Below are 16,619 nucleotides of genomic sequence, written 5' to 3'. Positions count from 1 at the left end.
CGAACGGTGTGGCCTCATCCATAATCTCAAAACGGGCGCAGCACAAATCCTCGTGGCGCCAAATAGTTGGCGTTGTTTTTGCTTGCATCGGGGTTGTGCATCCGGTGCCGCACCGGGTTAGGATATCGAACTACGCAAGGGCGCTCGTCGCCGCTCAACCGGGGGAACATGCCGGTCATTTTCGACGAAATGCACCAGCCCGACGGGTCTGCCCGGCCCGGCTATGAAGCCATCCAGCGCTGGCTCGACTCCACACCGCCCGATTCGCTCTCTCTGAGGCGCGCGGAAGCGGAACTGCTCTTTCGCCGCATCGGCATCACCTTCGCCGTCTATGATGACGAACAAGCCGAAGAGCGCATCATCCCCTTCGACATCGTTCCGCGCATTCTCACCCGATCGGAGTGGCAGCGGCTCGCCACCGGCCTCGAGCAGCGGGTCAAGGCGCTCAACATGTTCCTGGCCGACATCTACGGCCGCGGTGAAGTGATCCGCGCCGGCGTCGTCCCTGCCGATCTGATCTACCGTAACCCCTACTACCGGCCGGAGATGGTCGGCCTGTCCTTGCCGCACGACATCTACGTCCAGATCGCCGGCATCGACCTGGTGCGGACCGGACCTGACGAATTCTACGTGCTGGAGGACAACGCCCGCACCCCCTCCGGCGTCTCCTACATGCTGGAAAATCGCGAAGTGATGATGCGGGTCTTTCCCGACCTCTTCGCCGAACACCGTGTCGATCCGGTGGAGACCTATCCCGAGGAACTCCTCGCCACTCTGGTTTCGGTCGCTCCGCGCTCCGCGTCACCCGAACCCACCGTTGCGCTGCTGACCCCGGGATCGCTGAACAGCGCCTATTACGAACACTCCTTCCTCGCCGACAAGCTCGGCATCGAACTCGTCGAGGGTCGCGACCTGCTGGTCCGTCACAACGCCGTGTTTATGCGCACGACGGAAGGGCCGCGCCGCGTGGACGTGTTGTATCGCCGCCTCGACGACGATTTCCTCGATCCGCTGACGTTTCGACCGGACTCGGTGCTTGGCGTCCCCGGCCTGATGAACGCCTACCGCTCGGGCAACATCACGCTCGCCAACGCGGTCGGCACTGGCATCGCCGACGACAAGGCGGTGTACTCCTACATGCCGGATATCGTCCGCTTCTACCTCGACGCCGAGCCGATCCTCAACAACGTGCCGACCTGGCGCTGCCGCGAGGCGGAGGCACGGTCATACGTCCTCGACAACCTCAAGGACCTGGTAGTCAAGGAGGTCGCCGGGTCCGGTGGCTACGGGATGATGATCGGCCCGAACGTCGATAAGGCCACCCACGATCTCTTCGCCGCCAAAATCCGCGATGACCCCGACAACTTCATCGCCCAGCCAACTCTTTCGCTGTCGACCTGCCCGACCTATGTCGACGCCGGCATCGCGCCACGCCATGTCGACCTGCGGCCCTTCGTTCTGACCGGCAGCGATCGCATCCGCATCGTCCCCGGGGGGCTCACCCGGGTCGCGTTGAAGGAAGGATCGCTAGTGGTGAACTCGAGCCAGGGCGGCGGCACCAAGGATACTTGGGTGCTGGACGATTGATGCCGCGCAACAACCGATCAACGGGGCCGGTTGGTCCATGCTGAGCCGCACGGCCGATACCCTGTTCTGGCTCGGCCGCTATGTCGAGCGGGCCGACAACATCGCACGGATCATCGACGCCGCGGATCGGCTCGCCACCGTCCCGGATTCCCTTGCCGGCGAGTCGAGTGAATGGGAGCCGGCCCTCGCGGCAGCCGGCGCGCTTCAGGCCTTCAACGAACGCGACCTCGCGATCGGCCGCCAAGCGGTCATCGACTTCCTCGCCTTCGACACCGACAATCCGTCGAGCATCAGGAACTGCCTCGACACGGCCCGCGCCAACGCGCGCGCCGTGCGGTCGTCGATCACCGCCGAGATGTGGGAGGCGATCAATGAAGCCTGGCTCGAGCTGAAGCGCTACAACAACGCTCGCATGGATCGCCCGACCCTCAACCGATTCCTCAGCAGCGTAAAGGAAGCATGCCTGCGCTTCGACGGCTCCGGCTACCGGACCATGCTCCGCCACGACGCCTACTGGTTCCTGCTGATCGGGCTTTATCTGGAACGCGCCGACAACACGGCGCGCATCCTCGACGTGAAGTATCATGTCCTGCTGCCGCGCGATGCGCAGGTCGGCGGTGGCCTCGACTACTTCCAGTGGTCGTCGATCCTGCGATCGGTGTCCGCCCTCACTGCGTACCGCTGGGTCTATCACGACAGCCTGAAGCCCTGGCTGATCGCCGATCTCCTGGTGCTCAACGACGAGATGCCGCGCTCGATCGCGAGCTGCTATGAGAACCTGACCATGCTGCTCGACGAGTTGTCCCTGCGCTACGGCCGTCAGGGTCCGGCGCAGCGGGCCGTGCGGTCGATGCGGACGCGGCTGCAGAACACCGAGGTTGCCGAGATTTTCCAGAACAAGGGCCTGCACGAGTTTTTGACCGAGTTCATCGCCGAGAACGCCCGCCTCGGCCACACCGTCACCGAGCAGTACCTGACCTGAGCCGCCGCCAATGCGCCTACGTGTCCACCACGAAACGGTCTACCGCTATGCCACCCCCGCCACGCGGGCGATTCAGGTCCTGCGGCTGACGCCGCGCGGCCATGACGGCCAGTTCGTGATCCGCTGGCGGATCGATGTCGATCAGGATTGCCGGCTCGAAGCGACTCTCGATCCGTTCGGTGACACGCTGCACACCTTCACCGTCGACGGGCCCCTCGACGGGCTGTCCATCGTCGCCACCGGCGAAGTCGAAACCCGCGATACCGACGGCGTCGTTCGCGGTCATGTCGAGCGCCTGCCGGCGCAGGTCTATCTCCGCGATACCGCTCTGACCAAACCCAACGCCCGCATTCGCGACCTCGCCGAGACCGTCGCCGCCTATGCGGGCCCCAACCAGATCGACATCCTTCACGCCATCATGGCGGCGATCCGCGAGCGGTTGCGCTTCGAGGTCGACCTGACCGACACCGGCACCAGCGCGATCGAAGCGTTCGACCTCGGTCACGGGGTTTGTCAGGACTTCACCCATATCTTCCTGGCCGCTGCGCGCCATTTGGGAATCCCCGCCCGGTACGTCAGCGGCTACCTCTATCATCACGACGAGCGGGACGACCAGAACGCCGGTCACGCCTGGGGTGAGGCCCTGGTCGACGATCTCGGCTGGGTCGCCTTCGACCCCGCCAACGGCATCTGCGCGACCGATGCGTATGTCCGCGTCGCCGTCGGCCTCGATTATCTCGGTGCGGCGCCTGTCCGCGGCGCCCGTTACGGTGGCAGTGACGAGTCCTTGAGCGTCACGGTGCGCGTCGCCGAATCGGCCCGCATGGCCGGCTGATCCATGATTGACGATTGCGAGACACCGCGCTTGCCGCCAGACTCCCCTTACGGGAATCGGACGAGGCCATGACCTATTGCGTTGGAATTCTGGTGCGCGACGGCCTGGTGATGATCGCCGACACGCGTACCAATGCCGGGGTGGACAACATCTCCATCTTCCGGAAGCTCCACCTGTTCGAGGAGCCCGGCAACCACGTCTTCGCGCTTGCGACCGCCGGCAATCTCGCGGTCAGTCAGTCGGCCCTGGCGCTGCTGACCGAAGGGCTGCCCCATCCCGAATCCGGCGAAGCGGAAAGGCTCGCCACCTCGCCCAGCATGTTCAAGGCCGCTCAGCTCGTCGGCCGGGCGATCCGACAGGTCCACCAGGTCGGCGGTTTTTCGGCCGAGCAGGCCCAGTCCGGTGCGTTCGACGTCACCATGTTGCTCGGCGGCCAGGTCGCTGGCGGCCGGCTGCGCTTGTTCATGATCTACTCCGCCGGCAATTTTATCGAGGCGACCACCGACACCCCCTACCTGCAGATCGGCGAGCACAAATACGGCAAGCCGATCCTCGACCGCTCGATCACCGATCGCACGGCGCTGGAAGATGCGCTCAAGCTCGGCCTGATCTCGATGGATTCGACCATCCGCTCGAATCTCTCGGTTGGCCTGCCGATTGACCTCGCGGTGATCCGGCGCGACGCCATCCGCACCGACCTCACCTATCGAATCACCGAGGACGAGCCCTACTTCCATGATCTCCGCGAGCGCTGGTCGTCGGCGTTGCGCGCGGCCCATCAGTCGATCCCGCGCCCGCCTTACGAACAGCAGCCATCCGACTGAACCGGTTCTGCCCACCCGCCGGTCGACGGAGGGGATGACAGGCGCAACGGGAGCGGCTAGAAACCTGACCACGAACCGTGACGGAGACCCATTCGATGAACTTAAGCGGCAGCCACCAGCAACGCTGAGCAGCGGCGCCGTATCGGGCCGACTGCCCGAACCTCATCGAATGATCTGTCTCCGAGCCCCATGGAGGGCGTCATGTTTCGTTTCTTCGAGAATCTCGTCGATCCGTTCCAGTCCTATGCGGACCGCACGCCCGCGCCGGGCGTCTGGCGGTTCCTGGTCGGTTATCTGCGTCCCTTCCGGTTGGTGATCGGGGCGAGCGTCGCGCTCACCATTGTCAGCGCGGCCCTCGAGGTATGGCTGATCGGTTATGCCGGCCGGCTGATCGACCTGCTGGCGGCAACGTCGCCGGAAGAGCTTTGGACCGACCACGGGACTGAACTCATCCTCGTCGCCGCGATCGTGCTGATCCTCCGGCCGTCGGTGCCGTTCTTCCGCGAAAGCCTCGATGACATCGCTTTCCGCCCCAACGCGGTCGCCCTGATCCGCTGGCGAGCCCATCGCCATGTCCTGCGCCAGTCGGTCGGCTGGTTCCAGAAGGACCTCGCCGGCCGCATCGCCACCCGCGTCCGCGAAAATGGCAGCGCGGGCGCGGGCGCGGTCTATAGCGTTCTGCACGGGCTCTCCTATGTCCTGGTCTACATCGTCGGTTCGATCTGGCTGATGGCCTCGGTCGATGCCCGGCTGGTCCTGCCACTTGTTGCCTGGCTTGCCCTTTACTTCGGACTGATGGCCTACGCCGTGCCGCGGTTTCAGCATCAGTCGGAGCGCTTCCAGGGTGCCCTGTCGGCGCTGACCGGCATGCTGGTCGACACCTATGCCAACATCGCCACCATCAAGCTCTTCGCCGACCGCACCCACGAGGATCGCGAAAGCCGAGCGGCGCTGACCGCGACCCGGTCGACCTTCATCGGCCTCCAGCGGATCGAGGTCGTCATCAATGTCGGCATGGTTCTTCTCGGCAGCCTGTTGATCCTCGGGCTGGTGGGCACCGCCCTGATGCTGTGGCGGGCCGGCGCCGCGCCGCTCGGCCTTATCGCCGTCGCGGTCGCTTTGAGTTTCCGCATCACCGCCATGGCCGAGTGGCTGATGGACGGCGTGTCGTCTCTGTTCGGATGGCTCGGCAGTCTGAGCGAGGCGCTGAAGACGGTGGCGCAGCCGATCGACATCATCGACGCGCCCGACGCCCGACCGCTGGTGATCACTGGCGGTGCGATTGCCGTCTGTGACGTCGGGCACCACTACGGCAAGGGCGCCGGCGGTCTCGACCGTGTCTCCCTCGACATCGCCGCCGGCGAACGGGTCGGCCTGGTCGGACCTTCCGGCGCAGGGAAATCGACGCTGGTCAACCTGATCCTCCGCTTCTTCGATCTGGAAACGGGGACGATTGCCATCGACGGCCAGGACATCGCCACGACCACCCAGGACAGCCTGCGCCGCCAGATCGGCATGGTGGCTCAGGACGCCTCGCTGCTTCACCGTTCGGTGCGCGACAACATCGCCTTCGGCCGCACCGGCGTTTCGCAAGATGACATTGAAGCCGCCGCGCGCAAGGCGGAGGCGCACACCTTCATCACCACACTGCGCGATTCCGCCGGACGCACCGGCTATGACGCTCATGTCGGCGAGCGCGGCGTGCAGCTTTCCGGCGGCCAGCGCCAGCGGATCGCCCTTGCCCGGGTCATCCTGAAGGATGCGCCGATCCTGATCCTCGACGAGGCGACCTCGGCGCTCGATTCCGAAATCGAGGCGGCGATCCAGGACACGCTCTATGGCGTGATGGAAGGCAAAACCGTCATTGCCATCGCCCATCGCCTGTCGACCATCGCCCGGATGGATCGGATCGCCGTCCTCGATGGCGGCCGCATCGTCGAAGAGGGAACCCACGCGACTCTGCTCGCCCGCGACGGCCTTTATGCGCGGCTGTGGGCGCGACAGTCCGGCGGCTATATCGGTGTCGATCCCTGATGAGCGGCGGTGGTTTCTTTATTTAACCGTATTGTAAAATGAAAAACGAGCCGCTATCCTCTCGGCAATCTCAGCTTCCCTGGAGATCGTCCCGATGAGCGAATCGTCCCTGCATCAATTCCGTTTGCCGAACGAAACATCCGACTATCGCGCTGCCCGCGATTCCCTGCTTGCAGCGGAGATCGAACTCCGCCGCCAGACCGAGAAGGTCGCCGCCATGCGCCGCGACCTGCCACCGGGCGGGCCGGTTCGCGAGGACTACGTCTTCGACGAACTGGGCGGCGACGGCTCCGTTCGACAGGTGCCGCTATCGGCGTTGTTCGGCGATAAGGACACGCTGGCGGTTTACAGCTTCATGTACGGCCCGGCGATGGAGAACGCCTGCCCGAGCTGCACCGCCGTCCTCGATTCCCTGAACGGCGCGTCGCAGCACGTTAACCAGCCGATCAGCTTCGTGGTCGTCGCCAAGTCGCCGATCGAGCGGATCGCCGCCTATGCCAAGGAGCGCGGCTGGTCGCATCTGCGGCTGCTGTCGTCAGCCAGCAACGCCTTCAACCGCGACTATGGCGGTGAGACCGAGAGCGGTGGCCAGATGCCGGCGCTTAACGTCTTCACCCGCAAGGATGGCACCGTCCGCCATTTCTACAATGCCGAACTTCTGTTCGCGCCGTGGGACCCGGGCCAACATCCGCGCCACGTCGACGTCATCTGGCCGGTGTGGGGTTTGCTCGACTTCACCCCCAGCGGCCGCCCCGACGACTGGGAGCCGCAGCGCAGCTACGACACCTGAACGGCGGTCTACGTGAAGGCTATGCCCGACGCGCGTGAACCGTCGTCCCTGGCTCGATCCGGGCCAGAAGACGCACGTCGTCGGCCGTAGTCGCCCAGATGTTGCAGGGACTCGCCAAGCGAATTTCGTCGCCTTCGCTGATCGGGGTACGGCCGTAGCCTATCGCGATCGCCTCGCCGTCCGGCCAGTAGGCGATCTCGCCGGCCTCGTCCACCGGCCGGGCGTCCGCTTCGCGCGGCACGGACACCGCGACGCCGAAATACACCTCCTCGCCCCAGGTCAGGACCGACCCGTCGAACGGCAGCGCGTTCCACAGCGCGTCGGCGGTCGGCGTATCGCGCAGGTCGAGTGTGAGGCTCACGCCACCAAAGTCGAGCGCCATACGCCGCATCGTGCCCCCGCTATCGCCGCTCAGTGCAGCGTCAATTGCGTCGTCACCGGCCGGTACTCGCCGGCACGGATCAGTTTCTTGTGGGCCACCGTAACCGAATGAAGCGGTCCGTCCAGTTCGCGTTGCCAGAAGTCGAGAAAGCGTCGCAGTTCGGGAAACTCCGGCGCCCGGTCGTAGGTCTGCCAGACGAATGTCTGGAGGATCGAGGGATTGTCGGGCATTCCGTAGAGAATCTGCGCGGTGATCAGACCATGGGCATCCCACCGGTCACGCAGCACGAGTCCTGGCATGGCGTCATTCCTTCTTCTCGCATACCGGCGGCCGGGACCGCCGCTACGGGGACAAGGTTCCCCCGCGAGATTCGGAAATGCAATCGCCGTGCCGCGAAAAACCGCTTCGAATCAAATGATTAGCAGCCGACCCAAGCGAGTGCTGACAAGAGGGCGGTTGCGGCCTCAGTCGACGGTTCCGCCGAGTGCCGCGAGGTCGGACGGTGTGTCGACGTCCGTCACAGCCGCCGCGTCCACCGCGACCTCGACCACCGATTCGCCGTGGAGGCCGATCAGGTGGCGACCGCCCACGTCGCCTTCGACCGCCATCAGTTCGTCGAAGAACCGTCGCGACCACAACACCGGATTGCCGCGCTTGCCGTCCACGGTCGGGACGACGATCTCGTTGCCGGCATCCGGATCGAACGATCCAATCAGCCGGTCGATCAGCGCCGAATCGACCCGCGGCATGTCGGCGAGTAGAACAATGGCCGCATCGACGTCGAGTGGCATGGCGTTGAGGCCACAGCGCAGCGATGTCGACAGCCCTTCGGCAAAGTCGGGATTATGGACCACGCGGACATCGAGATCGCTGATCGTCGCCGCTGTCTCCTCCGCGCGGTTGCCGGTCACCACGACCACCGGGCTCGCCTTGCTGCCGAGGGCCGCCTCAACGGCGATCCTGACCAAAGGGCGCCCGCCGATCGTCGCGGTTAGCTTGTTCGGCCCGGCCATCCGCCGCCCCTGCCCGGCGGCGAGCACGATCACGCCGACGCGGGGCAGCCGATCGGCCTCCGGTTTCACTGAGCTGCCCGCCCGTGGCTGCGGTCGCGAAACAATCTCAGTCAGCAGGCCGCCGACGCCGAGCCCCATGATATCGCTGGCGGTTACCGGGATTTCGGCGAGCAACCGGTTGAGGACCCAGTCGAAGCCGTTCTCCTTGGGGCTACGGGCGCAGCCCGGCGCGCCAATCACCGGCACCGCACCGATCGCCCCGAGCACCAGCAGGTTGCCCGGGTCGACCGGCATGCCGAAATGGACGACCTCGCCACCCGCATCGACGATGCCCGCCGGAACCGCGTCGAGGCGATCGGCAGTCGCCGACGCGCCGAACACGACCGCCAGCTCGGCTCCCCGGTCCAGCACCGTGCGCAGCCCGTCGACGACCGCTTCGGCCTCATGCGCGACCCGCTCCTCCGCGATCAGGGTTGCGCCCGCCGGCGCGAGGCGGTCGGCCAACAGGCGGCTGGTCTTGTCCATCACCGTCGGCTTCAGCGTCGGCAGCATCGTCGCCACCAGCCCCACCTTCATCGGACGGAACGGGGCGACCCGAAGTGCCGCCCGCCCGACGCGCTCTGCCTCGGCCAGTGCGTCTCCGGGCGCGGCAAACGGGATGATCTTGACCGTCGCCGCCATCTGGCCGTCGGCGACCACGCTGTAGGCTGCCAACGTCGCCACCGTGATCGCCGGATCGATGCGATTGAAGCGGTCGACCGCATCGCTGTCGACGACGAGAAGTCCGGCCGCCTCGGCGTAGAGGTTGGCGCGACCGGTGAAGGGTGGCGCTGCCCGCAAGCCGGCGCCGGCCATCGCCTCGGCAAGGCGCCCGGCCGCCGCGTCTTCCGGCACGTCGTTCGCATCCAGCCGCGCCACGGTGACCCGGTCGATCCCGCTCGCCATCAGCCGGGCGATATCGCCGCCCGAAAGCAGCGTGCCCTTGCGGATCACCCCATCGGCCAGTCGCACAGAGTGGGCGAGGACGGCGCCCTCCGCCTCCCCGACCGGGACATCTCCGAACCTCAAGCCGCCGCCTCACGCGGCACATCGCGGCGGCGGAGGGCGTCGATCACCTGAGCGAGAACCGCCACGGCGATCTCCGCTGGCGATTGGGCACCGATCGGCAATCCGATCGGTGCATGTATCCGGGCGAGTGCATCCTCGGTCACGCCCGCAGCCCGCAGCCGTTCCAGACGCCGCCCGTGGGTCTTGCGGCTGCCCAGCGCCCCCACATAGAAACAGCCGGCGGCGAGCGCGGTGGTCAACCCGCCGTCGTCGATCTTCGGATCGTGGGTCAGTGCCGCCAGCGCGGTGAACCGATCGAGGCCGATCCGCGGCAACACGTCGTCTGGCCACTCGGCGATCACCAGCACATCGGGAAACCGTTCCGGCGTCGCGAATGCGGTCCGCGGATCGACGACCGTCATGTCGAACCCGGCAACCCGCGCCATCGGTGCCAGCGCCTGTGAGATGTGGACGGCGCCGATGACGATCAGCCGCGGCGGCGGCACGCTGACCGTCAGGAACACCTCGCCCGCCTCGGTGGTCACCATCCCCGATCGGCCCGACCGCAGCCGCGTCTCGATCTCGTCGCGCAGGGGATCGTCGTCATATCCGTCGCGCTCAACCACCAGCCGTTCCGCGCCGCTGGAAACGTCGGTGACCAGCACCGCCGCCTCGCGGTCGGCGCGCACCTGGTTGAGGCGCTTCAGAACGTCCAGCTTCATCGCGAATTGCTCGGTCGATGCGCCATTTTCATGTAGACGCCGCCTTGAGCCAGTTCGTCGAGCATCTGGTCCATGCGCTTCTGCCGCGTCTCGGCGCGCTTGGCGCCGGTGATCCAGCCGATGTAGTCGTTCTGCTGATACGGCGGCCGCGCATGATACGCCTCGGTCAGGCCGCGATTGGCGAGCGCGGTCTCGACATCCGGCGGCATCGCATAACGTTCCCGGCGTGGCACGTCAGCTCACCTTCTCCACGTAGACCCTGATCCGGCCGCCGCAGGAAAGACCGACTTCCCACGCTGTCTCGTCGGCAACCCCGAATTCCAGCATCTTCGGCTGTCCGTCGGCGATGACGTCGACGGCTTCGGCCACCACGGCGCCCTCGACACACCCGCCGGACACCGATCCCTCGAAGCGGCCGTCGGCGTCGACGACTAAATGACTCCCGACCGGCCGCGGTGCCGATCCCCAGGTTTCCACCACCGTAGCGAGCGCCACGTCACGCCCCGCCTCGCGCCAGGCTTCCGCCGTGGCGAGGACATCGCCCCCGCTCGGATCGCTGGATAGACCGTCCGCCACGTCACCCCTCCAACTCTTGCTCGTAATGCCTTGAATATAGTCGACGTGATTCCGCCCCGCCACGGAAACGTCCGATCGTTGCGGACACGCCTGGATCGACGGAGCCTGCGCTCACATCCCGCGATAGTTCGGCCCGCCGCCCCCCTCGGGCGGTACCCAATCGATGTTCTGGTTCGGGTCCTTGATGTCGCAAGTCTTGCAGTGGACGCAGTTCGCGGCGTTGATCTGGAAGCGCAGGTCTTGCCCCTCGCCGACCCACTCATAGACCGCCGCCGGGCAATAGTGCGCCGACGGCCCGCCATAAACATCGTGCTCAGACGAGATCTGCAGCGCCATGTCGGCGACCTGAAGATGGGGCGGCTGGTCCTCTTCGTGACCGACCCCGGCCAGCGCCAGCGACGACAGGCGGTCGAAGGTCACCACACCGTCGGGCTTGGGGTAGATGATCGGCTTCGTCTCGGCGGCCGGTCGTGTCGCCGTATAGTCCGGTCCACGATGGCCGAGCGTCCCGAGCGACAACCCAAGCGTATTGAGCCACATGTCGATGCCGCCTGCCGCAATGCCGCCGACGGTACCGAACCGCGACCACAGCGGCTTGACGTTGCGTACCGGGCGAAGATCGCGCCCGATCGCCGACTGCGGCCAACCGTCTTCGTACTCGGCCAGTTCGTCATGCGCCCGCCCACCGGCAAGCGCCGCGGCGACAGCATCGGCCGCCTGGATGCCGGAGAGGATCGCGTTGTGGCTCCCCTTGATGCGCGGTACGTTGACGAAACCGGCGGCGCAGCCGACCAGGGCGCCACCGGGGAACACCAATCTCGGTACCGACTGGTAGCCACCCTCGGTGATCGCCCGGGCGCCGTAGCCAAGCCGCTCCCCGTCAGCAAGCAGCGCAGCGATCATCGGGTGCGTCTTGAACTGCTGAAAAGCCCCAAAGGGTGAAAGGCTTGGGTTAGCGTAGTTCAAGTGGACCACGAAGCCGATCGCAACGAGACCGTCACCATAATGGTAAAGGAAGGAACCGCCGCCGGTTCGATTGTCGAGCGGCCAGCCAAACGAATGCTGCACCAGACCCGGGTGATGTTTCTCGGCAGGGACCCGCCATAACTCCTTGATACCCAATCCGTATTTCTGTGGCTCGCGATCGCCGTCAAGCCGGAACCGGGCTATCAGTTGTTTGGCAAGCGACCCCCGTGCGCCTTCCGCGATCAGGGTGTACTTGGCGTGAAGCGCCATGCCGCGCTGGAAGCCCGGCTTGGGTTCACCGTCCTTGCCGATACCCATGTCGCCAATCGCGACCCCGACCACCGCACCGCTGTCGTCGAACAACGCCTCGGTGGCGGCGAAGCCGGGAAACACCTCGACCCCGAGCGCCTCTGCTTTGTCGGCGAGCCACCGGCACGTGTCTCCGAGCGATGCAATGTAGTTGCCGTGGTTGCTCATCAGCGGCGGCATCAGAAAGTTGGGCAATCGCATCGCGCCCGCCACCCCCAACCAGTAGAAGCGGTCCGTCGTGACAGGTTGCGCCACCGGTGTCTCGTCCTCGCGCCAGCCCGGCACCAGCGCGTCGAGCCCGATGGGGTCGATCACCGCGCCCGACAAAATGTGCGCACCGACCTCCGAGCCCTTCTCGAGGACCACGACCGAAACATCGGGAGCGTCCTGCTTCAGTCGGATCGCCGCGGCCAGACCGGCTGGACCGGCGCCGACGACGACCACGTCGAAATCCATCGACTCGCGTTCTGGAAGACTCTCAGCCATCTCACGGTCATGCCACGGCGCAGCGCGCTTGGCGACCGCCTCGGCACTCGACGACGCCAAGCGCAATCACCAAACCGGTCGGTCCCTTTGCGGCCCGGCGGCTCCATCTGCTACACGCGTGGAAACACAAAATCGGGGAGACCATCATGACTCGTGTCGTTGTCATCGGGGGAAGCGGCCACGTCGGCACCTATCTGGTGCCGCGGCTGGTCGCTGCGGGTTACGACGTCGTCAATGTGAGCCGCGGCAACCGCGAGCCCTATCAACCCAATGCGGCGTGGGCCTCGGTGGAATCGGTGGTTCTCGACCGCGACGCCGCTGAGCAGGCCGGCACCTTCGGCGATGCGATCCGCGACCTCGAGCCCGATATCGTCGTCGACATGATCTGCTTCCGGCTCGACAGCGCCAAGCATCTGGTCGAAGCGCTACGCGGCCGGGTCCGCCATTTCATCCACACCGGGACCATCTGGGTGCACGGTCCGAGCGTCGCCGTACCGACACCGGAGACCGAGCCGCGCCGTCCGTTCGGCGAATACGGAATCCAGAAGGCCGCCATTGAGGCCTATCTGATGGAAGAGGCCCAGCGGGAGGGCTTTCCGGCAACCGTCCTTCATCCGGGTCACATCGTCGGCCCGGGCTGGCCACCCCTCAACCCGGAAGGTCACTTCGATACGGACGTCTTCAGCCGTCTCGCCCAAGGCCACGAAATCCTAATTCCCAATCTGGGCATGGAAACCGTCCACCACGTCCACGCCGACGACGTCGCCGATCTGTTCATGGCGGCGATCGCGAACTGGAGCACGTCGGTCGGCGAAGCCTTCCATGCGGTGTCGCCGCAGGCGGTCACGTTACGTGGCTACGCCGAAGCCGTCGCAGCGTGGTTCGGCCAGCCACTCAATGTGCGCTACCTACCCTGGGATGCCTGGAAGGCCGAGCGCCCCGAGGGCGACGCACAGAAGACCTGGGACCACATCGCCCACAGCCCGAATTGCAGCATGGCCAAGGCCGAACGGCTTCTCGGCTTCCGGCCGCGCTATTCATCGTTCGAGGCGGTCTACGAGGCGCTGGCCTGGCTGATCGACAACGGCGTCGTCGAAACCGCGAAGCGCTAAAAAGGTCAACCAATACAGTGCTTTTCCGGGTTGCGGCGCCTTGCCATCCGGGCCACACTCCCGACGCGTTTTCCGACGGCTCCGTAGCGCGGAACGCTGAACCACGGGATGAAAAGGGAGGTTCGTCAGCATGTTCAAGAGGCTGACCAAAATTGCCGCGGCTGCCGCCCTGGCGGTCGCCTTGCCGGTAGGCGCTCAGGCCGCCGGCAAGACGTTCTATTGGATTTCGCACGGCGGTCCCGCCGACCCGGTGTGGACCTACTTCCTCGCCGGCGCCAACCAGTGGGCGGAGGATACCGGCAACACCGTCAACACGTCCTTCCATAGCGGTGATGTGCCATCGCATCAGGAAGCGGTGCGCGCTGCGATCGCTGCGGGCGCCGACGGAATCGTCTCGTCGAGCCCCGATCCCGGAAGCCTGATCGAGGTTGTCGCCGAGGCGAAAGCGGCCGGCATTCCGGTGATCAACATCAACACGCCCGATCCTGAGGCGGATTTCGACGCCTATGTCGGCGGCGACCTTGTCACCTACGGTCGAAACTGGGCCCAGTACCTGGTCGACAACGGCCTGGTTGAGTCCGGCGATTTCGTCTGGATGCCGGTCGAGGTTCCCGGCGCCACCTACGGCGTCCAGGAAGAGGAAGGCATCGCATCGGTGTTCGAGCCGCTCGGCATCACCTGGGAAGTCACCGACGCGACCCTCGACCAGGCTGAGGTGATCACCCGCATGTCCGATTACCTCCTCGCCAACCGCGAGGACATCGACGCGATCATCGGCCTCGGCGACCTCGTCACCGGCAGCATCAAGCGGGTGTTCGACCAGGTCGGCGTCGCGCCCGGCGAGATTCCGGTCGTCGGCTGGGGCAACTCCCTCGACACGACCCAGGAAGTCTTGCAGGGCTACGTCAATGCCGCCCAGTGGCAGGACCCCCATGCGACCAGCTACATCGGCCTGTCGATGGCGGCCATGGCGGCCTCCGGCATTCCTCCGGGATTCGACGTGATCGTCGGTGCGCTTTACGAGGCGGACACCGCCCAGATTTACGACGACATCCTGCGCGGCAGCCAGTAATCCACTTCGTCGACGCCCGCGGTGGTCACCCCGCCGCGGGCGATGATATGAACCGTTGACCGTATGGCGCCGGGGGCGGTCGCCTTGCATTGCCGAAGAACCGGGGGCGGCGCGTGAACGACGACTCTCTTCTCCAAAGGCTCATCTCCAAACCCGAACTCGGCCCGCTGATCCTGCTGATCGCGGAGATCTTCGTCTTCTGGTCGATCAATCCGACGTTCCTGTCGCCCGGCAACATCAGCAATACCCTCGCCTTCACGGTCGAACTCGGCCTGATCGCGCTGGCCATGACCATGCTGATGACCTCCGGCGAATTCGATCTGTCGGTCGGCTCGGTCTTTGGTTTCTCCGCCGTCCTGATGTGGACCATCTTCAACGAGGGGCTCTTTGGCATTCCGATACCGCTCGAGGGCGCCTTTGTGGCAGCGTTGGCGGTTGCCGCACTGATCGGTCTGGTGAGTGGCGTGTTCGTCACGGCACTCAAGATCCCGTCGTTCCTGGTGACCTTGGGAATGCTGCTTGTCGTTCGTGGTACGGCGCTGTTCATCACCAGCGGGTTCCCGCAACGGACATGGAACGCCGAGGGACACTGGCTGGCCGAGGTTCTGGTTGGCGACTTCTTCGTCGGCCCGTTCCGGCTCTACATGTCGCTGTTCTGGTTCATCGTTGCCGCCATTGTCCTCCACTATGTGCTGACCCAGACGAAGGCCGGTAACTGGATCCAGGCCTCGGGCGGCAATCCAAGCGCCGCGCTGGCGCGGGGTGTTAACGTCCGGCGCACCAAGATGAGCCTGTTCGTCCTGACGGCGATGATGGCGGCGTTCGCCGGCATCATTTCTTCGATCCGCACCTCCGCCGCCAATCCTAACAGCGGAACCACCTACGAGCTCGAGGTCATCGCCATGGTGGTGATCGGCGGCACGGCGCTGATGGGCGGCCGCGGCACGATCATCGGCACGGTGATCGGCGTCTTCATCCTGCGCATCATGCGCAATGGTATCGTTCTGATCGGCGTGCCCGGTCTTGCCTACAACATCTTCATCGGCGCGATCATCCTCGGCATGATGGCGCTCCACTCCGGCCTTGATCGCCGGCGGCATGCGGGAGGGTGACGATGGCCGAAGACCTGATCCGGATGGAGAAAATCGAGAAGTATTACGGCCGGGTTCATGCGCTCCGCGGCGTTGATTTCTCCGTGCGTCATAAGGAAATCGTCGGGCTGCTCGGCGATAACGGCGCCGGCAAATCGACGCTGATCAAGGTGCTGTCGGGCGCGGTTCCCGCCACCAGCGGCACCATCCGCATGCATGGCCGCGTTGTCGAGATCAACAGCACGACGGACGCGATCGCGCTGGGCATCGAGACGATCTATCAGGACTCGGCACTGGTCACCCAGTTGTCGATCGCGCGAAACCTGTTCCTCGGTCGCGAGCCGATCATCGGTTCGCGCTTCTTCGACCGCATGGACAAGAAGCGCATGAATCAGGTGGCCAAGGACCTGCTGGCCGAGGTTGGCATCACCAAGGACATCCCGCCGACCACCCCGATCAGTTCCCTCTCCGGCGGCGAGCGCCAGGCGGTAGCGATCGCCCGGGCCATGTACTTCCACAGCGAACTGATCATCCTCGACGAGCCGACCAACAATCTCGGCGTGGCCGAGACGCAAGGCGTGCTACGGTTCGTGCGCAACGCTCGCGACTCCGGCCACTCCTGCATCTTCATCGCCCACAACATCCACCACGTGTTCCAGGTGGTAGATCGCATCGTCGTTCTGCGGCAGGGCGAAGTTGTCGCCGACGACATCGACCCCAAGCAGACCAGTGTCGAAGGCGTGGAGCAGATCATCACCGGGATGGCGGACGAGGAACTCGCCGGCGCTTGA

17 protein-coding genes are annotated in these 16,619 nt (G+C 65.4%); 10 read left to right on the top strand and 7 right to left on the bottom strand.

The window, feature by feature from the left end; genetic code table 11:
* Nucleotides 1-168 precede the first annotated feature (168 nt).
* The 6 genes from ACO076_RS11995 to ACO076_RS11970 all read left to right on the top strand — a co-directional run bounded on the left by ACO076_RS11995 (nucleotide 169) and on the right by ACO076_RS11970 (nucleotide 7,052).
* The gene (locus ACO076_RS11995; RefSeq protein WP_421723066.1) at nucleotides 169-1,587 is read left to right on the top strand and encodes a circularly permuted type 2 ATP-grasp protein; all 1,419 of its coding nucleotides are present in this window, start codon (nucleotides 169-171) and stop codon (nucleotides 1,585-1,587) included.
* Between the two features lie 37 nt (nucleotides 1,588-1,624).
* Complete coding sequence (locus tag ACO076_RS11990) at nucleotides 1,625-2,569, top strand: alpha-E domain-containing protein (protein ID WP_421723065.1); 945 nt, start codon at nucleotides 1,625-1,627, stop codon at nucleotides 2,567-2,569.
* 10 nt (nucleotides 2,570-2,579) lie between these two features.
* Nucleotides 2,580-3,404, top strand: a complete 825-nt coding sequence (locus ACO076_RS11985) for a transglutaminase family protein (protein ID WP_421723064.1) — start codon at nucleotides 2,580-2,582, stop codon at nucleotides 3,402-3,404.
* 68 nt (nucleotides 3,405-3,472) lie between these two features.
* Nucleotides 3,473-4,228, top strand: coding sequence for a peptidase (locus ACO076_RS11980; RefSeq protein ID WP_421723063.1), 756 nt, complete (start codon nucleotides 3,473-3,475; stop codon nucleotides 4,226-4,228).
* A 201-nt stretch (nucleotides 4,229-4,429) separates the two neighbouring features.
* Nucleotides 4,430-6,262 carry an ABC transporter ATP-binding protein gene (locus tag ACO076_RS11975; RefSeq protein ID WP_421723062.1) on the top strand — a complete coding sequence of 611 codons (1,833 nt, stop codon included), beginning with the start codon at nucleotides 4,430-4,432 and terminating at the stop codon, nucleotides 6,260-6,262.
* 94 nt (nucleotides 6,263-6,356) lie between these two features.
* Nucleotides 6,357-7,052: a DUF899 family protein gene (locus ACO076_RS11970; RefSeq protein WP_421723061.1), complete on the top strand. Its 696-nt coding sequence runs from the start codon at nucleotides 6,357-6,359 to the stop codon at nucleotides 7,050-7,052.
* Nucleotides 7,053-7,071: 19 nt separating this feature from the next.
* Here the strand turns inward: ACO076_RS11970 and ACO076_RS11965 are convergent, their stop codons facing one another.
* The 7 genes from ACO076_RS11965 to ACO076_RS11935 form a co-directional block, all read right to left on the bottom strand.
* Entirely contained in the window at nucleotides 7,072-7,434 is a 363-nt protein-coding gene (locus ACO076_RS11965) for a cyclophilin-like fold protein (protein ID WP_421723060.1), read from the bottom strand.
* 29 nt (nucleotides 7,435-7,463) lie between these two features.
* On the bottom strand, nucleotides 7,464-7,733 hold the full coding sequence (locus tag ACO076_RS11960; RefSeq protein ID WP_421723059.1) for an usg protein: 270 nt from the start codon (nucleotides 7,731-7,733) through the stop codon (nucleotides 7,464-7,466).
* Between the two features lie 165 nt (nucleotides 7,734-7,898).
* Complete coding sequence (locus ACO076_RS11955) at nucleotides 7,899-9,515, bottom strand: NTP transferase domain-containing protein (RefSeq protein ID WP_421723058.1); 1,617 nt, start codon at nucleotides 9,513-9,515, stop codon at nucleotides 7,899-7,901.
* On the bottom strand, nucleotides 9,512-10,216 hold the full coding sequence (locus ACO076_RS11950) for an XdhC family protein (protein WP_421723057.1): 705 nt from the start codon (nucleotides 10,214-10,216) through the stop codon (nucleotides 9,512-9,514). The genes ACO076_RS11955 and ACO076_RS11950 overlap by 4 nt, the downstream gene beginning before the upstream one ends.
* Nucleotides 10,213-10,449 carry a YdeI/OmpD-associated family protein gene (locus ACO076_RS11945; protein ID WP_421723056.1) on the bottom strand — a complete coding sequence of 79 codons (237 nt, stop codon included), beginning with the start codon at nucleotides 10,447-10,449 and terminating at the stop codon, nucleotides 10,213-10,215. Before ACO076_RS11945 ends, ACO076_RS11950 begins: the two co-directional genes overlap by 4 nt.
* Nucleotide 10,450: 1 nt before the next feature.
* On the bottom strand, nucleotides 10,451-10,792 hold the full coding sequence (locus ACO076_RS11940) for an XdhC family protein (protein ID WP_421723055.1): 342 nt from the start codon (nucleotides 10,790-10,792) through the stop codon (nucleotides 10,451-10,453).
* A gap of 111 nt (nucleotides 10,793-10,903) precedes the next feature.
* Entirely contained in the window at nucleotides 10,904-12,553 is a 1,650-nt protein-coding gene (locus ACO076_RS11935; RefSeq protein ID WP_421723054.1) for an electron transfer flavoprotein-ubiquinone oxidoreductase, read from the bottom strand.
* Between the two features lie 146 nt (nucleotides 12,554-12,699).
* On the opposite strand from ACO076_RS11935, the gene ACO076_RS11930 reads away from it, so the two are divergent.
* The 4 genes from ACO076_RS11930 (at nucleotide 12,700) to ACO076_RS11915 (ending at nucleotide 16,619) form a co-directional block, all read left to right on the top strand.
* Nucleotides 12,700-13,665, top strand: coding sequence for an NAD-dependent epimerase/dehydratase family protein (locus ACO076_RS11930; protein ID WP_421723053.1), 966 nt, complete (start codon nucleotides 12,700-12,702; stop codon nucleotides 13,663-13,665).
* Between the two features lie 130 nt (nucleotides 13,666-13,795).
* Nucleotides 13,796-14,737 (top strand): substrate-binding domain-containing protein, encoded by a 942-nt coding sequence (locus ACO076_RS11925; protein WP_421723052.1) that lies wholly within the window; start codon nucleotides 13,796-13,798, stop codon nucleotides 14,735-14,737.
* Between the two features lie 113 nt (nucleotides 14,738-14,850).
* Entirely contained in the window at nucleotides 14,851-15,849 is a 999-nt protein-coding gene (locus tag ACO076_RS11920) for an ABC transporter permease (RefSeq protein WP_421723051.1), read from the top strand.
* Nucleotides 15,850-15,851: 2 nt separating this feature from the next.
* Nucleotides 15,852-16,619 carry an ATP-binding cassette domain-containing protein gene (locus ACO076_RS11915; RefSeq protein ID WP_421723050.1) on the top strand — a complete coding sequence of 256 codons (768 nt, stop codon included), beginning with the start codon at nucleotides 15,852-15,854 and terminating at the stop codon, nucleotides 16,617-16,619.

This window comes from Bauldia sp. (assembly GCF_965232525.1).
Classification (GTDB): Bacteria; Pseudomonadota; Alphaproteobacteria; order Rhizobiales; family Kaistiaceae; genus Bauldia.
Note: the sequence above shows the minus strand (reverse complement) of the source record. Positions and strands in the feature narration are given on the sequence as shown.